This is a genomic window from Variovorax sp. V118 (assembly GCF_041154445.1).
Taxonomy (GTDB): Bacteria; Pseudomonadota; Gammaproteobacteria; order Burkholderiales; family Burkholderiaceae_C; genus Variovorax; species Variovorax boronicumulans.
Genome location: NZ_AP028663.1, coordinates 1,969,823 through 1,993,004 on the forward strand (window position 1 = coordinate 1,969,823; position 23,182 = coordinate 1,993,004).

The 23,182-nt window shown below is 67.5% G+C and carries 18 protein-coding genes; 16 read left to right on the forward strand and 2 right to left on the reverse strand.

All coding sequences use genetic code 11. The features are described from left to right. Positions 1–201 precede the first annotated feature (201 nt). The 13 genes from ACAM52_RS08940 to ACAM52_RS09000 all read left to right on the forward strand — a co-directional run bounded on the left by ACAM52_RS08940 (position 202) and on the right by ACAM52_RS09000 (position 12,722). A complete protein-coding gene (locus tag ACAM52_RS08940) occupies positions 202–1,263 on the forward strand; it encodes a hypothetical protein (RefSeq protein ID WP_369646772.1) in 1,062 nt (353 codons plus the stop codon). 41 nt (positions 1,264–1,304) lie between these two features. Further along, a complete protein-coding gene (locus ACAM52_RS08945) occupies positions 1,305–2,594 on the forward strand; it encodes a N4-gp56 family major capsid protein (protein WP_369646773.1) in 1,290 nt (429 codons plus the stop codon). A gap of 58 nt (positions 2,595–2,652) precedes the next feature. Further along, positions 2,653–3,132, forward strand: a complete 480-nt coding sequence (locus ACAM52_RS08950; RefSeq protein WP_369646774.1) for a hypothetical protein — start codon at positions 2,653–2,655, stop codon at positions 3,130–3,132. Between the two features lie 55 nt (positions 3,133–3,187). Next, positions 3,188–3,679: a hypothetical protein gene (locus ACAM52_RS08955; protein WP_369646775.1), complete on the forward strand. Its 492-nt coding sequence runs from the start codon at positions 3,188–3,190 to the stop codon at positions 3,677–3,679. Further along, positions 3,676–4,344, forward strand: coding sequence for a DUF6682 family protein (locus ACAM52_RS08960; protein ID WP_369646776.1), 669 nt, complete (start codon positions 3,676–3,678; stop codon positions 4,342–4,344). The genes ACAM52_RS08955 and ACAM52_RS08960 overlap by 4 nt, the downstream gene beginning before the upstream one ends. A gap of 2 nt (positions 4,345–4,346) precedes the next feature. After that, complete coding sequence (locus tag ACAM52_RS08965; protein WP_369646777.1) at positions 4,347–5,576, forward strand: hypothetical protein; 1,230 nt, start codon at positions 4,347–4,349, stop codon at positions 5,574–5,576. Beyond that, a complete protein-coding gene (locus tag ACAM52_RS08970; protein ID WP_369646778.1) occupies positions 5,573–6,073 on the forward strand; it encodes a hypothetical protein in 501 nt (166 codons plus the stop codon). The genes ACAM52_RS08965 and ACAM52_RS08970 overlap by 4 nt, the downstream gene beginning before the upstream one ends. A 10-nt stretch (positions 6,074–6,083) precedes the next feature. Next, a complete protein-coding gene (locus ACAM52_RS08975) occupies positions 6,084–6,521 on the forward strand; it encodes a hypothetical protein (RefSeq protein ID WP_369646779.1) in 438 nt (145 codons plus the stop codon). Between the two features lie 3 nt (positions 6,522–6,524). Continuing rightward, on the forward strand, positions 6,525–7,397 hold the full coding sequence (locus tag ACAM52_RS08980; RefSeq protein ID WP_369646780.1) for a hypothetical protein: 873 nt from the start codon (positions 6,525–6,527) through the stop codon (positions 7,395–7,397). 2 nt (positions 7,398–7,399) lie between these two features. Then, on the forward strand, positions 7,400–8,341 hold the full coding sequence (locus tag ACAM52_RS08985; protein ID WP_369646781.1) for a hypothetical protein: 942 nt from the start codon (positions 7,400–7,402) through the stop codon (positions 8,339–8,341). After that, on the forward strand, positions 8,341–9,774 hold the full coding sequence (locus tag ACAM52_RS08990) for a hypothetical protein (protein ID WP_369646782.1): 1,434 nt from the start codon (positions 8,341–8,343) through the stop codon (positions 9,772–9,774). The genes ACAM52_RS08985 and ACAM52_RS08990 overlap by 1 nt, the downstream gene beginning before the upstream one ends. Before the next feature lie 112 nt (positions 9,775–9,886). Further along, positions 9,887–11,683 carry a hypothetical protein gene (locus ACAM52_RS08995; RefSeq protein ID WP_369646783.1) on the forward strand — a complete coding sequence of 599 codons (1,797 nt, stop codon included), beginning with the start codon at positions 9,887–9,889 and terminating at the stop codon, positions 11,681–11,683. 1 nt (position 11,684) lies between these two features. Next, a complete protein-coding gene (locus tag ACAM52_RS09000; RefSeq protein ID WP_369646784.1) occupies positions 11,685–12,722 on the forward strand; it encodes a hypothetical protein in 1,038 nt (345 codons plus the stop codon). On the opposite strand, the gene ACAM52_RS09005 is transcribed toward ACAM52_RS09000, so the two are convergent. Then, positions 12,719–13,318, reverse strand: a complete 600-nt coding sequence (locus ACAM52_RS09005) for a hypothetical protein (protein WP_369646785.1) — start codon at positions 13,316–13,318, stop codon at positions 12,719–12,721. The two genes, ACAM52_RS09000 and ACAM52_RS09005, sit on opposite strands and share 4 nt — an antisense overlap. Positions 13,319–13,383: 65 nt before the next feature. On the opposite strand from ACAM52_RS09005, the gene ACAM52_RS09010 reads away from it, so the two are divergent. Together ACAM52_RS09010 and ACAM52_RS09015 are read left to right on the forward strand one after the other, a co-directional pair. Further along, on the forward strand, positions 13,384–15,435 hold the full coding sequence (locus ACAM52_RS09010) for a hypothetical protein (RefSeq protein ID WP_369646786.1): 2,052 nt from the start codon (positions 13,384–13,386) through the stop codon (positions 15,433–15,435). Between the two features lie 129 nt (positions 15,436–15,564). Further along, positions 15,565–15,762: a hypothetical protein gene (locus ACAM52_RS09015; protein ID WP_369646787.1), complete on the forward strand. Its 198-nt coding sequence runs from the start codon at positions 15,565–15,567 to the stop codon at positions 15,760–15,762. On the opposite strand, the gene ACAM52_RS09020 is transcribed toward ACAM52_RS09015, so the two are convergent. Then, a complete protein-coding gene (locus tag ACAM52_RS09020) occupies positions 15,738–15,956 on the reverse strand; it encodes a YegP family protein (RefSeq protein ID WP_369646788.1) in 219 nt (72 codons plus the stop codon). The genes ACAM52_RS09015 and ACAM52_RS09020 overlap by 25 nt on opposite strands. Before the next feature lie 114 nt (positions 15,957–16,070). Between ACAM52_RS09020 and ACAM52_RS09025 the strand changes: the two genes are divergently transcribed. Next, positions 16,071–23,069: a PLxRFG domain-containing protein gene (locus ACAM52_RS09025; protein WP_369646789.1), complete on the forward strand. Its 6,999-nt coding sequence runs from the start codon at positions 16,071–16,073 to the stop codon at positions 23,067–23,069. The last annotated feature ends 113 nt before the right edge of the window (positions 23,070–23,182 follow it).

Here is a 23,182-nt window from a genome sequence, read left to right on the forward strand (position 1 = left end):
CGCGGTATCTCCCTTCTACCCCCTGTAGGGCTTCGTCTTTGCCCCCTGTCTTTCGACACTAACTCTCAAGCACCGCGCACGAGCGTTGGGGCGAGGGTCACGGTGGCGACGCCGTGGATTCAAGGCAGATGGCGCGGGCCCACGTTGCTCGCACCGGATTGCTGGCCCTTTGCGGCCACGGCGATATGTGGCGGGACAGGCATGACGACATCAACCAACGATTTTTTCCAGAACAACGAGATCGACGGCGCATTGACGCCGCTGCAGGCCGCACAGTTCCTCGAGCTGGCGGAATCGGGCGATACCAGCTTCGGGCTGGACAACGGTGGCGCGCCCACGACCACCACTGCTGCACCAGCACCCGCACCGGAAGGCGCGGGCAATGTCGACGATCAGAAGAACAACAGCACCGCTGCGCCGGCAGCTGCATCCGCCGCTGCGCCGGCACCAGCAGTCGATGTCGAGCTCGACCCCGCCAAGTCGGTCGTGCTCGCAAAGGATGGTGTCCACACCATCCCCTACGAGAAGCTGGCGCAGGCGCGCGAGGGCGAGCAGCACTGGAAGGCTCAGGCCGAGGCCGCGCAGCGTCAGCTCGCCGACCTGCAGACCGAAGCCCAGCAGCGCGCGGATGCCGGGCAGACGCCGACCAAGACCGACAACCAGGTGGCGGCCGCGCAAGCGGCCATCGACAAGGGCGTTGATCCGGTGATCTTCGGGGACTTCTCCGAGGAGGCGCTCGCCAAAGGCATCCAGACGCTTATTGCGCAGAGCGTGCAGGAGCAGGTGACTGCTCAGGTTGGAAAGGCACTCGCGCCGTTCCAGCAGCACCAGCAGCAGGCGGCGCAGGACGCCCACCTGGGCGCGATCTACAAGGCTCACCCCGACGCCGACTCCGTAGCGGAGAGCGCCGAGTTGAAACAGTGGATCGGCACTCAGCCCAGCTACTTGCAGCCCACGCTGCGAGCCGTGCTGGAGAAGGGCTCCGCCGAGCAGGTCATCGAGCTGTTCAACGACTTCAAGAAGGGCACTCAGGCCCCTGGAAAAAGCCAAGCCGCCGTAGCCGACCCAACGGCCGCGGCACGGGCCGCTATCGCCGCTGCAGCGACTGCCGTTCCCGCTTCTCTCTCGGACATCCCGGGCGGGCGCGCGGATGCGCAGTCGCCGCACGAGCGGCTGGCGGCGATGGACCCCGCATCGATGGCTGACGCCATGCAAGGCATGACGCCCGACCAGATCGATGCGTTCCTGAACCGATCCCTGTGAGCCGACAGGCACACACAGCACCACAACACAAGGAGGTCTAGATGACCGCGACCAAAACGCAAACGTCGTACGGCGATCCGAAGGCAATGATCCAGCAGGCTGCTGGCGTCTTCGCGGTCTGCCAGCAGCGCAACACCACCATGAACCGCCTGACGGGCAAGATGCCCAAGCTCGAAGGCGCGATCAGCACGATCAAGAAGCAGTCGAGCAATCACATGCCCATCGTGCAGGCCCAAGACTTGGGCCAAGGCAAGGGCGACGAGGTGAAGTTCAACCTCATCAACCCGAGCGGTGGCTACCCGATCATGGGCAGCGCGTACGCCAAGGGCAAGGGCGTCGGCGTCAAGCTGTCCGAGGACCGCCTGCGCGTCAACCAGGCGCGCTTCCCGATCGACATGGGCGACGTGATGAGCCAGATCCGCAGCCCAGTGGACCTGCGCCGCGTGGGGCGCCCGCTGGCGCAGCAGAAGATGAATGACTACCTGGACCAGTCCACGCTCGTTCACATGGGCGGCGCTCGCGGCTTCCACGACAACATCGAGTGGCGCGTCCCCGTCGAGACGCACCCGATGTTCAAGGAAATCATGGTCAACCGCGTGAAGGCGCCGACCAAGAACCGCCACTTCATGGCCAAGGCCGGGGCCATCGACCAGTTCACGGTCAACGCCGGCGAAGTGGACATCGCCTCGACCGACCTGCTGAAGATGGGCACCGTCGACGCCGTGCGCACCTACATCGACCAGATCGCGCTGCCGCCGCCCCCAGTGCAGTTCGACGGCGATCAAGCCGCGACCGACAGCCCCATCCGCGTGATGCTGCTGTCGCCGGCGCAGTACAGCGGCTTCGCCACCGATCCGGCCTTCCGCAACTTCCAGGCGAATGCCGTGGCCCGCGCTCGGCTGGCGAAGGATCACCCGCTGTTCCTCATGGAAGCCGGCCTGTGGGGCGGAATCTTGCTGGTGAAGATGCCCAAGCCGATCCGTTTCTATGCGGGCGACACGATCCGCTACTGCGCGGGCTACGACACCGAAGTCGAAACCGACGCGGTAGTCCCCGCGAGCTTCACCACGAAGTTCGCCATTGACCGCGCGATCCTGCTCGGCGGCCAAGCACTGGCTCAAGCCTTCGCGGCGTCGGAGCACAGCGGCATGCCGTTCTTCTGGAGCGAGGAAAAGGACGACCACGGCGACAAGCTGGAAATCCTGATCGGCGCAATCCTGGGCACGTCCAAGGTGCGCTTCGCTGTGGACCACGGTGACGAAACCCAGTTCACCGACCACGGCGTGACGGTGCTCGACACCGTGGTGCCGATCATCAAGCCGCGCGGCTGATGACCAGGGGCCGGGGTAACCCGGCCTTGTCCCATCCATCCCACTCAAGGAGCCACACATGGCCAACATCAAACTCAAGGGACTGGGCATCAACCAGTTCGGCGGCATGGCCGCCTACGGCAACGTGACGACGCTGCGTGCCACGCTCGAAACCAACGCGGCCGGCGCGGCCGTACGCTCGAACTCCGAGGCTCCTCTGGGCATCGGCGACAAGGTCTACCTGCAAATGCTCCCCGAGGGCTTCCGCCTCGAGGATTCGCAGACCATCGTGTCGGTTGCGCTTACGGCCGCGGTCACCGGCTCGCTGGGCTTCGAGTACGCCGATGGCGTCGACAGCGCTGAAGTGCCCCAGGACGCAGCCTACTTCGGCGCGGGCCTGGTACTGAACGCCACCGGCCGCCTGCGCACCGCATCGGTCAAAGCACCGGTGACGCTCGCGAAGGAGGCCTACCTGGTCCTGACCATCGCCGGCGCGGTGAATGCGAAGGCCGGCCGCGTCGACGTCATCGTCCACGGCGAGCGCCTCGGCGCGAAGTGATGCCGCGGGGGAGGGCGTTGCTCCTCCCCCATCCCCATTCCCTGAAGGAACCCACATGCCCACCAACACGCATGGCGTGCCCGTGAAGTACATCGGGCGCGAAGACCCGTTCTACGACCGCCTCTATGGCTCGAGCCTGCCGTTCTCGCCCGGACAGGTGCGCGTCATCACCGATCTGGACTTGGTTGCTAAGTTTCTCCGCCACTCCGATTGCTTCGAGCGCGTCGTCGTGGAGCCGGTGGTGCCCATCGCTGCGCCCGTAGCCGCACCAGCCGCCGCATCGACTGGCGAGCCGCCTACCGGCCAGGTGCCGCCGCTCGAGGATGACACCGAAGCGAAGCTGAACGATGCGGCGAAGTTGCGCGACCAGCAGGAACAGGCTGAGCGCCACCGCCTCGACCTGGTGGACACCGTGAACGGCATGGACAAGGAATCGCTCCAGCACTTTGCCCTCGAGCAGTTCAGCCAGAAGGTGCCCAAGACCCTGTCGGTGGAAAACATGCGCACCAAGGTGGTTGAGCTGATCGACCAGTTCGGGGTGCCATGAACCTGGAAGCGCTGATTGCCGCATTCCGGGTCGATGCGAAGGATCGCACCGAACCACACCTCTTCGAGGAAGAGGACGTCATTGCGTGGCTGAGCGAAGCGCAGGAAGAGGCCGCCGTCCGCGGTCGACTGCTGCACGAGAGCGCGAACCCGGCGGTTTGCGTCATCGCGGTGCAGGCGGGCGTCGCTGTGTATCCGCTGCACGATAGCCTGTACGAGATCGACTATTTGGTCTTCGAGCCTTCCAACGGCGAACAGCCACAGCAGGTGACGCTGAAGTCGGCCGGCGAGCTGGATCGCTCCATGCCCGGCTGGCGTACGACCGCGGGCCGTGTGGAGCACGCCGTGCAAGACGACACCAAGCTGCGCCTGGCGCCGAAGCCCGAAGTGGCCGGCGTTCTGCGCCTGGAAGGCTACCGGCTGCCGTTGGACGAACTGGCGCAGGACAGCGACGAGCCCGAAATCCACAAAGGCCACCACCGACACCTGGTGGATTGGGCGCTCCACCGCGCCTTCAGCGTGCCCGACGCCGACACCTTCGATCCGAAGCGCGCCGGCGCTGCCGAGGCGGCCTTCACGGCGTACTTCGGCCTGCCGCCTGGCAGCGACATGCGCCGAACGACGCGGCATGACCAGGACCACCAGACCACCGTGTATCCGTTCTGACCATGCGCGAAGTCAAGCTCAACTCCCTGGCGCTCGGCATCAACAACCGGCGCGAGCCGACGCGCCTGGCCGCGGGCGGGGAGGGCGCGACCTTCCTCTATGCGGCCGACAACGTGGACATCGATGCGCAGGGCTTTGTGAAGCGCCGCGCGGGTACCACGCGCGCCCTGGAAGAGGCCGTGCACTCGGCCTGGGACCACGATGGCCAGTACGGCTTCGCGGTCATCGACGGCGTGCTCACGCGGCTGGACCCGGCCGGCGCGGGCCTGCTGAAGACGCCGGTGCGGCCCGCGATGCCGCGCGCCTCCGTCTCCTACTCCTTGGGCGCAGACGGCGCGGTGTACTGGACGAACGGCGCCGAGATCCGGCGCGTGGTCGATAACGAGGACCGTGCCATCGCTACGCCACGGCTGGACAGCGCGCCCGTGCTGTCGCTCACAGCGGGCGCTCTGCGCGCCGGGCGTTACCTGTACGCTTTCACCGTGCAGGGCACGGAGGGTGAATCGGCGGCGACCGTGGTGCAGCAGATCGACGTGCCGGAGGGCGGTGGACTGGAGCTGAGCGACGCGGTGCTCGACGGCATGGCCGTGAACCTCTATCTGTCAGGCCCCAACGGAGAAGTGCTCGGGCAGACCCAGGCGGCCACCGACGGCCGCTTCAGCGTGCTCGCTCCTGTCGAGGGCGGGCGCCGCTGCCCCACCATCGAAACCGCCCCGATGCCGCCGGGCAGCATCGTGCGCCACTTCAACGGCCGCATGGTCGTTGCCGTGGGCCGCATGCTGTATTTCTCGCCGCCGTACCGCTACGGGCTCTACGAACCGGCCAGCGGCTACATCCCATTCCCGAGCGAGATCACGGTGGTGGAGCCTTGCGACGTGGGCCTCTACATCTGCGCCGACAAGACCTACTGGCTCACCGACTTCACTGGGTCGCGGCTCCAGGAGCTGCTGCCCTACGGCGCGCTCGCCGAGTCCGCCGTGCGCTCGCCGGCGGCCAAGGCCGCTTACTGGCAGTCGCCGCGCGGCCTGGTGCGCGCGGACATGGCCGGTGGCGTGCAGAACCTTCAAGAGGCCGCCGTCGCCTTCGGCCCGGCCGAGCGCGGCGCCTCTCTCTTTCGTTCGTTCGACGGCATGGAGCACGTCGTTTCCACACGCGCGGGCGCTGAGCAATCGGTCGCCGTCGCGCGCAGCTACATGGACGCCGAGATCGTCCGCAAAGGAACCCAGCCATGAACACAGGCGGCAAAAGCGGCTTCGACTTCATCGTGGAAGTCGTGCACCCCGACGGCCGCGTCTCGCAGCGCGAGCGCGTCCACAACCTCATGCCGGACGAAGGCCGCGATCATGGCACCGGCGTGATCTTCAAGTCCGCGCAGCAGGTGGCCACCTGGTACATCGGCCTCTACGAAGGGAACTACACCCCACAGCCCGACGTGAAGGCCTCCACCATCGCGGCGCAAGCGTCCGAGTGCACCGCCTACAGCTCGGCCCAGCGCGTGGCCTTCGTGCCCGGCGCGGTGGCCAACGGCTCGGTGGACAACGGGGCCAACAAGGCCGAGTTCGTGATGACCGCGGACAAGACCATCTACGGCGGCTTCATCGCATCTGCATCCCCCAAGGGCGCCACCACGGGCGTGCTCATCAGCGCCGTGCGCTTCACGTCTCCGAAGGTGCTGGGCGTGGGCGACAAGTTGAACGTGGTCGCCATCAATTCTCTCGTCTCTGCCTGAAGGAAAACTCATGGCCCTCAAAGCTTCCACCGGTCTGCGCACCGCCATGCTAGGCACGGGCTCGCTCGTTGCGTCGATCCCCAACCCGGTCCTCATCATCTACGGCGGCCCCGAGGCGGCCACGGCCGACGCGGCAGCCACCGGCACACCGCTGTGCACGATCAGCGCCAACTCCACCGGCGCGCCGCTGCTCTTCGGCGCTGCGGCCGCCGGCTCGCTCCCGAAAGATCCGGCGCAGGTGTGGTCCGGTATCAACTCGGCGTCGGGCATTGCCACGCACTTTCGCATCGTCTCGGGCACCGACGACGGTACGGCGAGCACAACCCAGCCGCGCCTGCAAGGCAAGTGCGGCACGGCGGGTGCCGATCTCAACATGTCGAGCGTGAACCTCACGCTGAACGCGCCGCAGAGCGTGGACGCGGCCAGCATCACCCTGCCGACGTTCTAAGTCATGGCAACTGTACCGGTCGGCACGGTCATCCACCGCGACGAATTCGCCGGCGGGACGTGGGCTGCTGGGCGCTCGCCGGACGAGTCGTTCGGCCCGCTCGCGTACTCGATCTGCACGAACGGTGCGATCTCCGGCGGTGATGTCGTCGGCACCCAGCTGTGGAGTTCGGGGATCAACGACCGGCGCGGTGTGCTCGTGCCAGGCACGCCCGTCGAGACGACGGGGTACCAGATCACCTTCGTCTCGCGAATCGTCGGCGGCGCGGCGATGCCCGGGACGAATTACTGGGACGGCGCAGACTTCCGCGTCTATTCGGACAGCGCGGGCACCGAAGTGCATGGCATGGCGTCCATGAACGGGTTCCTGGGGGCCAAGCCACGGATCGCTGTGTGGGGGAGCGGCGGGGTCGAAACGATCGAGCTGACCGACGAACCCGACATGGTGGCGAACACCTACTACACGCTGCGCGTGGATGTGGGAACGATGCGGCAGGACTACTACTGGAACGGCACCCTCGTCGCGCAGACGGCGCGCACGGCGGATCTGACCATCGGCTACCTGCAGCACCGCCTTGGTTTCACGAACGCTGCTCAGCAGCGTGTGTCCGTCGTCACGATTCCCGACATTGCGCCGCCGCCTGCACCCAGCACGACGTGGCGCATCCGTGACGACATGCTCGGCCCGCAGAGCACCCTGATGGCCCGTATGCCCAACACGTTGGTCGGTGTGGACTACACCTGGGATGAGTCCACGAACAGCTACATCGAGGGGCCAAACGAAGAGGGGGAGGGCGGAGGCGTGGACGATACCAACTCGTCGGGCTTCATCGTCCTCGGTGACGGCACTGCGCTCATGAAGCAACCGGCGTTCTAACCATGCGCAATGCACTCATCAGCAGCGGCTACCCAGCCAACTACGCTCTGCCTGACTTCACCTCGATCACCATTGAGGTGGCGATTCGCAAGCACGCGCCGCCTGTTGGGGCGCTCGAAGTCTTCGCGTTCGGCATCGCCACGGCGGGCACCGATCCCGCCTTCGACCCGCAAGGCCCTGGCCTGACAATCACGACGGACGGCGATCTCATCGGCATGGATGACATCACCACCTCGGATTCGAACCGCGTTGCCACTGGAGTCCAGCTCTCGGACACCGTGTGGACGGTCCTGAAGATCGAGTGGACGCCGACCCAGTTCCGCTTCTGGCGCGACGGCGTCGAATACACCCTGCCGACTCCTCTTGCGGGCACGGGCGGCGTGCTCCAAAGCGGCGTGTATGCGCAGTTCTGCATGCAGGTCAACGGTGGCGGTGGGCGCCTCGGCTACGTCGATTACATCGACATTCAAGGCGTCGGCTTCGCGCCCGAGGTGCCGTTCTGGACGGCGTTCCGTGGCGCGCACGAGATCAATGCCGCCGCGCCCCCTGCGCCGCCGCCGCTGCATGGCGAAGGCCTGCCCACGGTCTTCGACAACATCGCGGTCCCGTACAGCGGTGCAGTCGCCACCGGCGCGGCCTTCCGCTGGTACAAGCTGACCATTTCTGCGTCGTCGTGGTACCGCGTCTCGACAATGGCCTCGCCGAACACGGGTGGCGACACGTTCATCGCAATCTACGGCAGCGACGGCGTTTTCGGGGACTCGAACGAAGACTTCGACACCAGCTTCCTCTCGCAGATGGATGTGGAGTTGGACCCCGGTGTCTACTGGATCGCTGTGGCGTGGTACGAAGGTCTTGCAGGCGACAACTGGAGCATCACCAGCGGGCAGGAGATCGAGGCGGGCATCCAGCTCGACGTGACCGACATCGGAGCGCCGCCGTAATGGGCTACGGGAAGTTTCGCAACGGCCCCACCTCCCTCGGTCAGCAAGCGGCCAACTGGATGGTGGACGACAAGCTCACCTTCACCACGCGACGCCGTGGCGGTGTCGTCGTGCGCAAGAGCGGCGAGTTCAAGAACATCTACCAGGAGACCGCCGAGGACGGTTTCTACTGCCTGGGGGAAACGCTCGGCAAGGGCACGCGCATCCTCGGCTCGGCGAACGGGTTCAACTTCTCGGACCGAGGCCCCGCGCCAGTGGACGGTGGCTTCACGGTGGCGCACGTCGCCTACTACGGCAAGGGCCTGGGCTCCGTGGCGACCAACGCTGCCGCCGGCGCCTACACGGACTTCGATGGCAAGTCGTGCTCGGCTTTCACGAGCACGCTGAAGCGCACGCGCGACGGGAAGAAGCTGCGGGACTACTTCGAGACGCCGATCTTCATGCCGTTCGAGGTTTTCTCGACACTGGCGGTGTACATGCGAGGGAGCTACTGGTTCGACGGCAGCAAGCACACGTTCGCCGCGGGTCTGCACGCGCCCGTGATGGTCGCCGGACAGCACGTTCAGGCTTTCATCAAGGACGACGGCAAGGGAAACACGGAGCTGGCGGACACGGCCTACTTTCCCAATCAGCTCGGCTGGTATGCGGATGCGGTCGCGCTCGCGCCCGGCGTGATGATGAAGATGGACCGCTACCTGCGCCCCCACTACTCCGGGTCGATGGTGAACGCGGCTGCATGCCCGGGGCTGTACTTCAGCTACAGCCTCGATGCGGGCAGCACCTGGCAGAGCGTGTCGTCGGCAGCGATGTGGGATGACGAAATGGCAACCGTGATCGGCCTGCCCACGACGTTGTTCCCGTTCGCCAGGGTCTTCAACGAGGCGATCAGCTGCGCGCGGCTCGTCGCGGCGCCGCTGTCGCGCCGCTTCTCGGTGTGCATGGCCGTCGTGCCCTACGTTGTGCCCGGCGACCCGCCCAGGGTGCGCGCCAAGGTGAAGCTCGGCCTCATCGACGCGGGGGCCGGCTGCTCGATGTTCGAGACGGTGGTGCTGTTCGACGGCGACCCGGACGATGCGCTCCTCTTCGCCGGCCGCGGCCTGCTGCCGATTCCCGGCGGAGTGCTCATCTTCACCCGCGACGTGACCAGCGGTGCACATGCGGGCGACGACTCGTGGCGCTACCCGGCGCGCGTGCGGCTCACGCCGAACGGCACGGATCTGTTCGAGCGCCCCCCGATGCCGATGAAGGAGAACTACACCGGGGGCATCACCGGGTACAGCAAGAAGGTCATGGTGTGCCCGATGTGGGACGGGAAGCACTCGCTCTACAAGAGCACGGACTACGGGCTGACCTGGGTGCGCGCCGGGACGATCACTGCGACCGGCGTGCCGCCGAACGACGCGCCGAATGCCGGCGACGAGAGTTTCTGCTGAAGAACTTCACCTCCATCACCTACTTGCGCGAGAACGGGGAGCCGGTCAACGCAAGCCCGCTCACTCCCTGGTTCAGCGACTCGCGCGTGCCCGACCCCCCACCGATCTGATCATGGCCAACTCACTTCTGAAAGACACGACGATTGATACGGTGGTGGGCTCTGAAGAGGTGCCCGCGATCCCGTACCGACCGCCGGTGCCCGCGCGCACCGTCTACGAGACGCGCAATGTCTGCATGTTCCGCTACAGCGGCCCAGGGCGCTACATCTACACGCAGGACCCCCTGACGGGCCAGGTCACAGGCACGTTCGTGCCTGAAGCCATCTTGTCTGGGCCAGGGTCCGGGGGCGGTCTACAGGGCACCTGGAGTTGCCAGAACGAGGTCGTGCCAGTGACCTACCCAGGCACGCCGGCGCAGCCCTACGTTCCCGGCTACTCGCGTCAGACCCAGGCGCTCGTGACGGGCTACAACCTCGGCTGGAACGCGGGCGCGCGGTCGCTTTCGTTCTTCCGCAACAACGGCTACGTCGAATTCAAGGTGCGCGAGAGCGTGGTCGGCGTCATCTGCGGCATCAACTTCGACGACGGCATCGACTCGGGCTACAACGGCAACACCGTTGACTTCGCCTACTACTGCGCGCGCGGCCGCGCATGGATCATCCGCAACGGTGTCGTCGGCGCATCGGTGGGCACCTACACCGGCGCCACGGTCTTCCGCATCGAGCGGGTAGGCACCGAAATCGCTTTCCTGAAGGACGATGTGGAGCAGCTGGTAGTGACGACCGGTGTCCCCACGCAGGACGGACGGCTCGAAGCGTGCCTGTACTCAGGCGGCGACGAGGTGTTCGACCCCGTGCTGGTACAGCTCTCCGCGCCTGACTTGACGCCGGGGACGGCCACGCTGGATGGCGTGCTCGAGCGCATGTCGATGTTCGCGGCGGCCGGCGCCTACGCTGAGCTGCGCGCCGAGCTGGAGCCGTTGGCCTTCCACGGTGAATCGGGGATGGTGGTGCCCACCTATGCCGTCGGCAACTTCATCCTGCCGCCGATGTCGTTCTTCGCGAACGGGCTGGTGGGCGAGACCGCGGCGCTCGCCGGCGTGCTCGCACCGCTGGAAATGCTGGCCGCCGACCACGCCTACGCAGAGCTGCGCGGCGAGCTGGAGCCGCTGAGCGCGCACCTGAGCGCGATGGAGGGCAACCTGCTGGCCTCGATGTCTGAGCTGTTCGTCGCGTCCGACCAGATGGCGCCGAGCAGCTTCCTCATCGTCACCATGTATGCCGGCTGCATTGTGTCGGCCGGCCTGCTGGACAACCTGCATCTTTCGGCCGAGATGCTGACTTCGGCCGCGATGGGCTCGGCGCTGAGCATCACGACGATCATTGAAGCGGCAATGCGCAGTGGCGTGCTCAATGCGGACGATCTCGACGCGCTGGGCGCGGGCGGCGACGACACCGAGGTCTGGGTGGTCAACCTGGACAACAACGCCAGCACCACCTACTCGAACTACAGCTTCAACAGCTTCGCACGCATCGGCAATCACTACTACGGCGCCAGCGACGAAGGCCTCTTCGAGCTGGCCGGCCCCAACGATGACGGCGAGCCGATCCAGGCGGCCATCGGCCTGGGCGACCTGGACTTCGGCTCGCGTCACCTGAAGACCATCAGCGAGGCCTACGTCGGCATGTCCGGCGACGGCGAGCTGTACATGAAGGTGACGGGCGAAGACGAGCGCTCCTATATCTACAAGACGCGCGGTTTCGGCCCGCGACTGGCACAGCGTCGCATCGAGCTGGGCCGCGGGCTGCAAGCCAACTACCTGACCGTCGAGCTGTTCAACAAGGACGGCAGCGACTTCAAACTCGACTCGGTGGAATTCCGCGTCGCTGACCTGAAACGGAAGATTTGATATGCCAGTCACCCCTCCCGGACCCGGTGAGATCGTCCCGATCCCCGACCCAGTCACCGGCGGCGTTGGTGCCGCCGTCACCGTGGCGCACACCTTCAACGCCATGTGGAAGAACGCGCAGACCATGTCGACCGCGGGCGATACGCGCGTCGGCGCGGCCATCGCGCTGGCCGACCCTGCGCCGCGTGTGGTGGTGCCGATCCTCGACACCAGCTACGTGCCGCCGGTCAAGCCGACCCTGCCGGACGAAGACCCAGCGAACGCCGAGAGCCTCTACAACGCCTCGCGAGACCAGATCCTGGCGATGCTGCAGCAGGGCGCGGCCGACTTCATCAGCGAGTACTTCCCGCACCCGGAGTACTACGAGGACGCCATCAACTGGTGTGCCCGCGCGGTGCGCGATGGCGGGACCGGTGTCAACGTGGCCGTCGAGCAGCAGCTGTTCGAGCGTGAGCGCGCGCGCGTCGGCGGCGAGGTGGCGCGGGCCGAGAGCGAGGCCATGTCGTCCTGGGCTGATCGCGGATTCCCGCTACCGCCCGGCGCACTGACCAGCCAGGTGAACCAGATCCGCCTCGACGGCATGAAGCAGCTCGCCACGGCGAGCCGCGACATCATGGTCAAGACCTGGGAGACGGAGGTGGAGAACGTGCGCTTCGCCGTCACGTCGCTGCTGGCCCAGCGCCAGATCGCGCTGGACGCGATGGGCAACTATCTGCGCACGCTGATCCTGGGCCCCGAAACCGCAATGAAGCTGGCGACCGGCCTGGCCGGCCTGCGCACAGACCTCGCGCGTGCGCTGACTCAGATGTACAGCGCCGAGGCCGCCGCCCTCGAGCCGCGCGTGCGGCTTTCCATCGCCGATGCCGACCTGAAGATGCGCGGCGAGGAAGCGAATATTCGGGCCGCCACCGGCGCGGTCGATGCGAAGGTGCGCGCCACGATGGCCGGCGCACAGATGTTCGGCACCCAGGCAGCAGCAGGTCTCAACGCCATCAACACCAGCGCGAGCATCAGCGGCAGCGACAGCAGTTCGCTCTAAGGGGCCTTCGGGATGGAGGCCGCGGGCGCTGCAGCTACGGCCTGCAGGTTCAGAAAAACCCCGAGGCATCCGAAGATGAGCGCAGTGGTGAAAAGGGCTGCCGCGACGAACTTGGTGAGCCTGAACGTGGGCTCGCCGGTCTTCACTCGCTTCCACTCCTTCTTGAGCATCGCCTGTGCCGCTGAAGTCAAAGCGTCAATCCTCTTGGCGCGGAGGAGCCTTTCCCTTTGAAATGCCGGCCGCCGAATCGCATTGAGGGCAGCGAGGAACTCAGCGTTCTCGCGAGGATTGACCCGCAGCTCGATCCGAGCGATGAGCGTGCGCACTTTCACCAGGTTCGAGTATCGGGCCTCGGTCTGCTCCTCGGTCTTCTTCAACGGCTGCCCTGTCATCCTGTCGCTCACCTCGTGGAGCAGGGTCGCTTCTCCGATCAGCTCAGCGATGTCGTTCCCAAGCGAGTCGATCCAATGCTGTCGGAACTCCGATGTTTTCTGCTCCTTCGACAACACTGCGACCAGGAACGCCACGAGGCCCGCAATGAATGCAGCTGTGATGGTTGCGATGGCAGGGATGAGGTGAACCGGAACGTGATCCATGCACATATTGTTGCATTCCCCCTCTGGGGTTTTGCGTTCGGCATCGCCCCTTGAAGAATCGCGCGATGCGTTTCAACAAGGGGTCGCCCATGTACGGCTTTCAACCACGCTCAGTCCGCAAGGGCGGGCATTTCGCGCCCGCCGCGCGACAGAGCAAGGCCGACGGCGGCCCGATCCGCGGGCCCGGCACCGGCACGTCCGATTCCATCGACACAGAGGTGCCCGTGGGCTCCTACATCATGCCGGCCGATTCCACCGAGCAGCTGGGCGAGGGCGCGCTGTCCGGCCTGGGCGCGCCGGTGCCGGTGCGCGTCAGCAACGGCGAGTACCAGCTGCCGCCAGAGCAGGTGCATGCCGTCGGCGTACAGGCGCTCGATGCGATGAAGGATGCCACGCATGAGCCAGTGGGCGGTGCACGCGGGTTCAAGCCTCGAGCGGCAGAGCCGCCCATGTTCTTCGCAAATGGCGGTGACGTGACCCGCGTGGGCAACTCGTACGGCGGCGGCAACGTGTCCGGGCCGATCACGATCAACGGCGGCGCGCCTCGCGGCACCAACAGCGTGGTGGACCCGTACTCGACGCCGGCGGCGCCTGTCTCTCCACCAGCCACCCGCACCGTGGCCGTGGCACAGGCTACCCCGAGCGCGGCGGCGCCGACACCCGTCGTTTCGCCCGCTGGCCCTGGCGTCATCGACAGCTCGGCGCAGCGTCAGCAATTCTTTGACCGCGCTGCAGCAGGCACGTCGGCTGCCCAGGGCTTCGCACCGCGCGGCGCGCGCGCACCCAGCGCGCCGGTGCCCGCGGCGTCAGGTGCTGGTCGCGGCTTCCATCCGCCTGGCGCAGCTGCGATGCCCGCCAGCGGCGCGCCAGCAGCGTCGGAGCAGGACGGCTTCGGCTTCCAGCCGCGCAGCTTCGCGAACGGCGGTGCAGTGACGGACGAGGAGCGCGACCGCGCCGTCTTCGGCGTCTACCCGAAGCCGAGCAGCACGCTGAGCACGAATGCCAACGACGCGGCGCTGCGGCGCGGCGTGGTCGCTACCGGCCCTTCGTCGTTCCAGCCCGCGGATGTTCTTCCGGCGGCCAGCGCGCCCGCGCGCCTGAACAATCGCACCGACCCGCGCAGCACGCAGTTCGCCGGCCCCGAATCCGAGCGCGCGCCCATTGGTGTCGCACCGGTGGTGTCTGCCGCGTCGAAGCCGTCGGCGCAGCCGGTGGCAGAAAGCTCGTCGGCCCCCGCCAGCGTCGCTCCGGCCGCGGAGGCCGCACCTGGTGCCGGCTTGGGCTTCGCGCCCGCGGCGCAGCGCCGGAACCCGCTGGGCTCGCTGGAGGATGCGAATGCCCAGGCGGCCGACATTCGCGCATCTGCCGCGACGCTGCCCCAGGGCGGCGCCACCATCATCGATGGCGCGGGCTTCGGGCAGGCAGCGCGCCAGCGCTTCTTCGATGACGCGAACCTGCGCACGGCCGCCGCGCGCGGCTCCTGGTCGCCGCGCCGCGGCTTCCAAGCAGACGAAGGTGCGGTGCGCGCGGCAGCTGTTCCTGTGCAGGCCCGTGCGGCAGCCGACATCGAGCAGGTCCGCCAGGAAGGCGAGGCGCAGCGCGCGGGCTTCGGCTTCCAGTCGCTGGCGCAGCGCGAAGCGGCCGCCGCGCGCATGCAGGGCGAGCGCATCGCCGCCGAGGATCGACGCGCAGCGGACACGAACTCCATCCGGCGCGACGAAGTGGCCGGCGCGAACCGGCTGCGCGACGTGCAGGTGACGGCGGCCCAGGACGAAGCCGCGCTGCGCCGCACGCTGCTGGACCCGAATGCGTCGACGGCCGACCGCGCGAAGGCGCAGCAGGCCTTGCTTGCGGCCCAGGGCAAGGTGGCATCGCCCGAGTGGAGCGTGCAGGTCACGCCGACCACGAAGAACGCCGACGGCAGCACCACCGAGGGCAGCATCTACCGGGTCAACAAAACTACAGGTGACGTGCAGCGGGTTGATGGGGCAGGCGCCAGCCGAGCCGCGCCGCCGAGTGGAGCCATTCAAGCCCTCAAGGCCGATCCGAAGCGGGCAGCAGAGTTTGATGCCAAGTACGGTGCCGGTGCTGCCCAGCGGGCCATGGCAGGCCAGTGAAATAGTCGAAGGTGTAGGCAGGGCGCAGTTTGCACCTGGTGATCGGGTACAGCCCCTGGTCTACCCCTCTAGGGTTCGCGTTGCGCCAGGGCGTTCGGGAGGATTGGGCTTTCGAAAAAAGGGCGCGCAATGTTCAAATTTCTGCTGCCGTTGATCGCGGCTCTCAAGTTCAAGCACGGCCACGAGAGCGGCCGCGATCTTGGTCGTGAGGTGGCGCAGGCCTACAAGGGCTGCAAGGCAAGTCTTGCTGCACCGCAGTTTCCAAAACAACTCGCGAGCGCGACAGCTTCAAATGCTGAAGCTCAAGTCGGCATCGCCAAGAACTGAGCCGTATCACGGTCAAACACGCGAGCACTGGCACCGCCGCGTCGGACCAACTGCAAGCTGTGCAGGCAGTCCGATCGATTGACGTACCCGTCGGTGCTGCGTGCCAGGATCTCGTTGTTTCCAACACTGCCGACATGCCAGTACCACTGGCCGTCCTCGGTGCTCTTCCATATCTCGAAGCGGATTTCGCTCATGACTAGCCCTCTCGGGTTAGAAGTTGGGGAACTTCGATACTAGCCCGGGGGGCTTATCTATTTCCTCCCCCTCTAGGGTTCGACGCCGCTGGTGAGCGGCGGAAAACTGAGGGGATGGCAGAAAACCACTTCGATCAGTTCGACCAGAAACCCGAGGCGGGCAACTACTTCGACCAGTTCGATGAGAAGCCCGAGCCCGCAAAGCGCGGCGCGCTGGCCGTCGCCAACGACACGGTGATCGAGGCCGCCAACGCGGTGGCCGGTGGTGTTTCCGCCGCGGCCAACTTCGTGAAGCCCGGCAACGCCGTCTCGAAGTTCATCGACGACAAGATCATCAAGGCTGGCGAGGAATCGCAAAGCGATGTCACGAAGGCGGCGAAGAAGAAGTTTCGCGACGACGTCGAGGGCGCTGATGGTGTCGGCGATGAGCTGAAGGCGGTTGGCAGCTACGTGCTCGAGAACCCCGTGTTGTCGGCGGCCCAGGCCGCGGGCTCGTTCGTCGGGCCCGGCGCGGCGATCAAGGGCGCCGGCGCGGCCGCGCGCGCCGTCGGTGCTGGCGCGAAGGCGGTGGAGCGCGCGGGCCTTGCCGGCGGTGCTGCTGCAGGTGCTGCGATGGCTGGCGGCGATGCTGCTGGCACGGCCTACGACCTCGCCTCGAAGGCTGGTGCCACCGAAGAGCAGGCCACGGCTGCGGGCCGGCAGGCGAGCGTCATCCCGGCCATCGTGGGTGGCGCGGGCAGCCTGGTCGGCGCCGAGCGCCTGGTGGCCGGCGCCAAGGGCTTCGGCGGAGGCGCGCTCGCACGCGCAGGCAAGACGGCAGCCGTGGAGGCCGCACAGGAAGGCTTCGAAGAGGGCATCACGCAGTACGAGGGTCAGCGCGCGGCGCTGCCGTTCGACCCCACCATCGACCCGTCGAAGGGCGTGGCGGCGGCGGCCGGCATGGGCGCCGCTCTTGGCGGCATCACTGGCGGCGGCGTGTCCTTGCTCACAGGCGGGCACGGCGGTGCCGCTGCGCCTGCTGCCGAGCCCGATGCGGCGCCGCCGGCAGCCCCCCTTCAGCTGGGAAACACGCCCGACCCGCTGGTGGGCTTCCCTGATGGCACGGTCGGCCGCCAATCGGAGGTGGACGCCTACCTCGCAGGTCTGCCGGAAGACCAACGCGCAGCGGCCCGCACGCGCATGATGGGCCTGGCGCCGCAGCCGGCACCGCCAACGACCGAAGCGCCGGCGGCAGCGCCGGCCGCAGAGGCCCCTGCGCCGCTGCCGTCGCAGGCCATGGGCATCGACTCGAGCGCCGGCCCGCTGTCCGCTGGCGCCGCTCTCGCTGTTGATTCGGGCGTGCACGGGCAAATGCTGCAGGACGCCCAGTGGCAGGCCGATGAAGCTGCGCTGGCCGACCGAGAGCAGGCCGCCGCCGCCGGCCGCGCCGCTCCGCCGGTGCTCGACTACTCCGGCCTGGACGAGCGCGACCGTGCGCTCTACGACGACTACTTCCGCGCGCTCGACCGCGAGACCGAGGGCCACATGGCCGCCGCGCTCGCGGACGACGTGCCCGACTTCGGCGCGCGCAATGTCACCGACGAAGAATTTCTCCGCGCACTCGGCGCGAACGACCTGGAGATTGCAGATGCCATTCAAACTGCCCGCGGAGCCGCGGGCCCGCAAGAACGTGCTGGCGGCGCTGTTGCGCCTGCGGCAGATGTCGCCGACGGCGCGCGACCGGCTGCTGCAGCAGCTCCGACCCAGCAAGGACAAGGCGAGCCCGCGCAAGTAGCAGCAGCGGCGTCCACGGAGACCGGGGCCACGCCGGGCCCCGGCGTGAATGCGCCGGCCAGCGTGCAGGAGGGCCTTGCGCGCATCCGCGCGCGCCGCGGCGCATCGCCGGCACCTGCAGCAGCACTCGTGCAGGCTCCGGCCGCCGCAGCAGCTCCAGCAGCACGGCCGACTGCCTGGCGCACGAACGCACTGCAGGCGCGCGAGGTCGCGAAGTCGCTGGGCATCGACGCCAGCGGTCTGCGCATTCCGCAGGTCGTCGCGGCCATCGATGCGCGAGACGCGCAGGCCCAACCCCAAGGAGATAACGATGTTGCAGCCGCACGAGGTGTTCGGGTGGCAGATGACGGCGTACAGCGCACTGCTGATGCTGCGCCGCGCGCGGCAGGCCAGCCGCAGCGAGACGCGGAGCCTGCTGGAGGTGCTGGACAGCGGGGCGGAGATCCCGTCCGAGTTGCACCCGCTGTGCCAGAAGCTGTACCTAATGCAGCTCGCGCCGGCGAGCGCCAGCCTGCACTGAGCGAAGGCGCGGAGCCCGCGGACGCGATGGATGCCGCGGCGCACGAGGCCGCCACGAGCCCACTGAACGACAAGCCCGAGCCGACGGACGCGCAAAAGGCCGCGGGCAACTATTCCCTCGGGCACCTCTCAGGTCCCGAGGTGCAGGGCCTGCGCATCAGCATCGAGAACCCCAAGGGCAGCACGCGCAGCGGCACCTCGCCGGACGGTACGACCTGGAGCAACACGATTGCAGCGCACTACGGCTACGTGAAGGGCTCCGAAGCCGCCGACGGCGACCACGTCGACGTTTTCGTCGGCCCGCACGCTGCCACTGCGTCCACGGTCTACGTGGTGGACCAGGTCAACGCCGACGGCTCCTACGACGAGGCCAAGGCCCTGTTCGGATTCAACACCGAGGCCGAGGCCGTGGACGCCTACAAGGGCAGCTATGACTCCGGTTGGAAGGTGGGCCCTATCACCGCCATGTCGGTGGACGAGTTCAAGGCCGGCTTGGCGGCGGGGCGCTTCATGAAGCCGCTCGATTCCAGCCTTGCCGATGTGCCATTCCGTCGCGCATCGGATGCGGACGGCACTGAGGGACTATCCCCTGCAGTCGCGAACGCAATGCGTGCACTCAGCCGGCCGTCCTACTCGCCGGAGGCCCGCATGCAGGCCGTCGCCGGCGTGCAGAAGACGGTGGACGCCATCCGTGCTGCGTGGGGCAACGGGCCGGATGTCGTGGTCGCGTTCGACATGGGCGATCCGGTGGTGCCGGCCGCCGCGCGGCGCGCAGACCTGAAGCAGCGAAGCGGCGGCGCACGCGGCGCGCCGGAGGGCTTCTACTACCGCGGCAAGGCCTACCTGATGGCGTCTCGGCTGCCGAGCGCCCAGGACGCCGCCCGCGTGCTCTTTCATGAGGTACTGGGCCACCACGGGCTGCGCGGCCAGTTCGGCAAGCACCTCGACGGCGTGCTCAACCAGATCGCGACGATGCGGAGCGCGGAGATCGACGCCAAGATCAAGGAGTACGGTCTGCGGGGGGTGAACAAGCTCGACCGCCGTGCGGCCGCCGAGGAGGTACTGGCCGAAATGGCGCAGCGCACGCCCGAGCTGCACTTCGTGCGGCGCGCGGTGGCGGCGATCCGCAGCTGGCTGCGCGAGCACGTGCCGGGCTTTCGCGGCCTGCGCCTGACCGACGACGAGATCATCCGCAACTTCATCCTGCCGGCGCGCCAGTTCGTGGAGCGTGGCGCCGGCGCGGCCACGCCAGAGGCCGGCCCGAGTTTCAGCCGGGCGGAGGATGCTGCAACGCCACAGCGCCAGGCATCGACCTTTGCAGAAGCTCGAGAGGCGGCGAGGGCGTTCCAGGGCACGCCGTTGCTCAACATCGAAACGGGCATGCAAGCGGTCGTGTCGCGTAATTCGCTGGACAAGATGCTCAGTGCCAAGGCAGTGAACAAGTCCGAGACGCCCGCGACCCATGCGATGGCGGTGGCCAACGCAGACAGCCTGTTTCAGCGAGCCATCTGGGGATGGAGCAAGCCGGATCGTGATGGCGACGCCAGCGTTCGGGCAATCCATCGATTCTTCGCTCCGTTGGAGATTGATGGCCGCACGAAGCTGGTCAAGCTGACGGTGAAGGAGACCACTCAGGTCGGACAGGGCAACCCGCTTTACACAGTGGAGGCGATGGAGTTCAACGAGAACATGCCCGGCCGGCAGTGGGTGGAGGCCGCAGCCCGTGAGGATGGGCTGGAAGGGAGAGAAAAAGATCCTCCACAGCGGGGAGTGGGCCGCCGAGAAGGTCAGGAAACCGACCCTAGGCAAGCCCTCGCGCAGCTCCACGGTGAAGGCCCGAGCCGCTCTATGGAGGACGTTATGAGTCTAGCGGAACAGGTCGAACGCGGCAACGCGGCCGGCGGCGAGGCTGACGACGCCGACATCATGTTCAGCCGCTCGAAGGTGGCGGGCTACGCTCGCATGGCCACGGCCGAGCTGAACAAGGCCTTCAGCGCGCCGGGCACGCTGTCCTGGTGGGACAAGACGGTGGGCACGATGTACCACCTCGCCGAGCGCTCGCCGGCCTTCAAGCCGGTGTTTGAAGCCGCGCAGGCCTTCGTGGACGACGTGAGCTTCTTCGCCAACGACGCCGCCGAGTTAGCGCCCAAGTTGCTGCCGAAGCTGGAGACTTGGCGCGACACCCTGAAGTCGCCAGTGGCTGCCGCCGACAACAAGGCGGTCGCCAAGCCCGTGTTCGAGGGCACGCTGACGTGGGCCCGCGATGAGCAGGGCAAAGCTGTGCCGGTGCAGAGCCTGATCGACGCGGCCGCCGGCTTGACCGCCGAGCAGAAGGCGCAGCGCCTGCTGCGCAATGGCCACCTCGACGAGCGCATGCTGAAGGCGTGGCAGGGCATGCCCCTGGAGTCCTACGAGAAGGCGGTGGGCACGCGCTTCGAGTCGCACATGCTGCAGCCGGGCGTGGTCTGGAGCGACGCCGAGCTGCGCAGTCTGTTCCAGCTCACGGATGGCCAGATCGCGCTGTACCGCGAGTTCCGCGATGCCACCGACCGCAGCCTGGACACGATGGCGCGTGCGGACATGCTGCGCTTCGCCGGCGACGATGCGAAGGGCCTGCGCCGCATCGTGATGGACGCGCCCGACGCGCAGGCGGCAGCGGTGCTGATCCGCGATCACCTGGTGCAGGTCGCCGGTGACAAGCCTGACCGCGCGACCATGCTTCTGAACACCGCCAACGGCATCATCGACCGCGCGGACAAGGTGCGCGACCTGCAGGCTCGCGGCTACGCGCCACTGTCGCGCTTCGGTCGCTTCACTGTTGACGCGGTGGACGCCGCTGGCGAGCGGCAGTACTTCGGCCTCTTCGAGACGGTGCGCGAGGCCAACGCGATGGCCGCGCGCATGCGCGAGGAGTTCGGCGAGGCCGGCGTGAGCCAGGGCACGCTGTCGGAGGAGGCGTTCAAGCTGTTCGCCGGCGTGACGCCGGAGACGCTCGAGCTGTTCGGTAACGCCCTCGGCCTCGATTCCACCGGGGACAGCGCGCAGGACCAGGCCTTCCAGGAGTACTTGAAGCTCACGAAGACCAACCGCAGCGCCATGCGCCGGCTGATCCATCGCAAGGGCATCGCGGGCTTCAGTGATGACGTGGGCCGCGTGCTGGCCGCGTTCGTGTATTCCAACGCGCGGCAGACCGCCGCCGGCCTGCACATGGGCGACCTGGGCGAGGCTGTGACGGCCATCCCGAAGGAACAGGGCGAGCTGAAGGACGCGGCCGTGCGGCTCGCCGAGTACGTGAAGAACCCGCAGGAGGAAGCGCAGGCGGTGCGCGGCCTGCTGTTCGCGCAGTACCTGGGCGGCTCTGTGGCGTCGGCACTCGTGAACGCGCTGCAGCCCGTGCAGGTGACTTTCCCGTGGCTGAGCCAGTACGGTGGCGCCAAGGCGGCGGCCGCGCAGATCGGCCGCGCTGCAAAGGATCTGGCCGCCCGCGGCAAGAACTACGAACCGGACCTCGCGGCCGCGCTCAAGCGCGCCGAGGCCGAGGGAGTGGTGGCGCCGCAGGAAGTGCACCAGCTGATGGCGCAGGCGCGCGGCGCTGGCTCGCTGCGCTCGGGTGACGGCACCCGGGTCGGTGACCTGCGCGCGCAGGGCCAGAACGCGCTGTCGCGCGTGTCGCTGGCATGGGGCAAGGTGTTCGGTGTAGCCGAGCAGCTGAACCGCCGAATCACCTTCATCGCGGCCTATCGCACCGCGAAGGCGCAGGGCGTCGCCGACCCGTCCGAGTTCGCGCGGCGCGCCGTGACGGAGACCCAGTTCCTGTACTCGAAGGCATCGAAAGCACAGTGGGCACGCGGTGCTGTCGGCGGCACACTCCTCACGTTTAAGACGTATAGCGTGGCCTACCTGGAGCTGCTGCACCGCATGTACACGCAGGGCGGCCCGGAGGGCAAGCGCGCGGCGCTGCTGGCGCTGGGCATGCTGATGCTGATGGGCGGCGCTGGTGGCCTGCCGTTCGCCGAAGACCTGGAGGATGCCGCCGACGGCCTGGCGCAGATGCTCGGCTACAACTTCTCGGCGAAGAAGGCGCGGCAAGAGTTCTTCGAGAGCATGCTGCCGCGCGGCATCGCGCAGTTCATCGACAAGGGCGTCAGCGGCCTGCCGGGCGCGCCGCTCGATGTGTCGGGCCGCCTGGGCATGGGCAATCTGATCCCCGGGACCGGGCTGCTGCTGGAGAAGACCAGCCACGCGCGTGACGTACTCGAGATCGCGGGCCCGGCCGGCGACTTCGCCAGCCGCATCCTGTCCGGCGGTCGCAGTGTGCTGACTGGCGACGTGGGCGCCGGCGTGCTGGAAATGTCGCCGGCGGCGGTGCGCAACGCCGCGAAGGGAGCCGACATGGCGGCCACCGGCATGTACCGCGACGCCAAGGGCTACAAGGTGCTCGACACCAACGCGCTGGAGGCCGCCATGAAAGCCATCGGTTTCCAGCCGGGCAGCGTGGCCACCATCCAGGAGGCGAACCGCATCAGCCAGGGCACGAAGGCCTTCTACAACCTGCGGGCCCAGGAGATCCGCGCGCAGTGGGCGCAGGGCATCTTCGAAGGCGACCCGAAGAAGGTGCAGGCCGCGCGCGACCAGGTGGCCGCGTGGAACGAGAAGAACCCCGAGCAGCTCATGCAGGTGCGCATCCCCGATGTGATGCGGCGCGTGCGCGAAATGCGCAAGAGCAAGGACGAGCGGATCGCAGACACCGCGCCGAAGGCAATGCGTGCCCAGCTGCGCGAGGATGCGGCGCGCGTGCGGGCCGATATCGCGTCAGATTGATGCGAACCAGCGGCAGCTATGGGCCCTGAGCTGTCCTTCAGTTATGACCCTCAAAGCGGTCATCGATGATGTATGGGCTACTACATGGCCTAACTCAGCGCGCAAGCTATAGT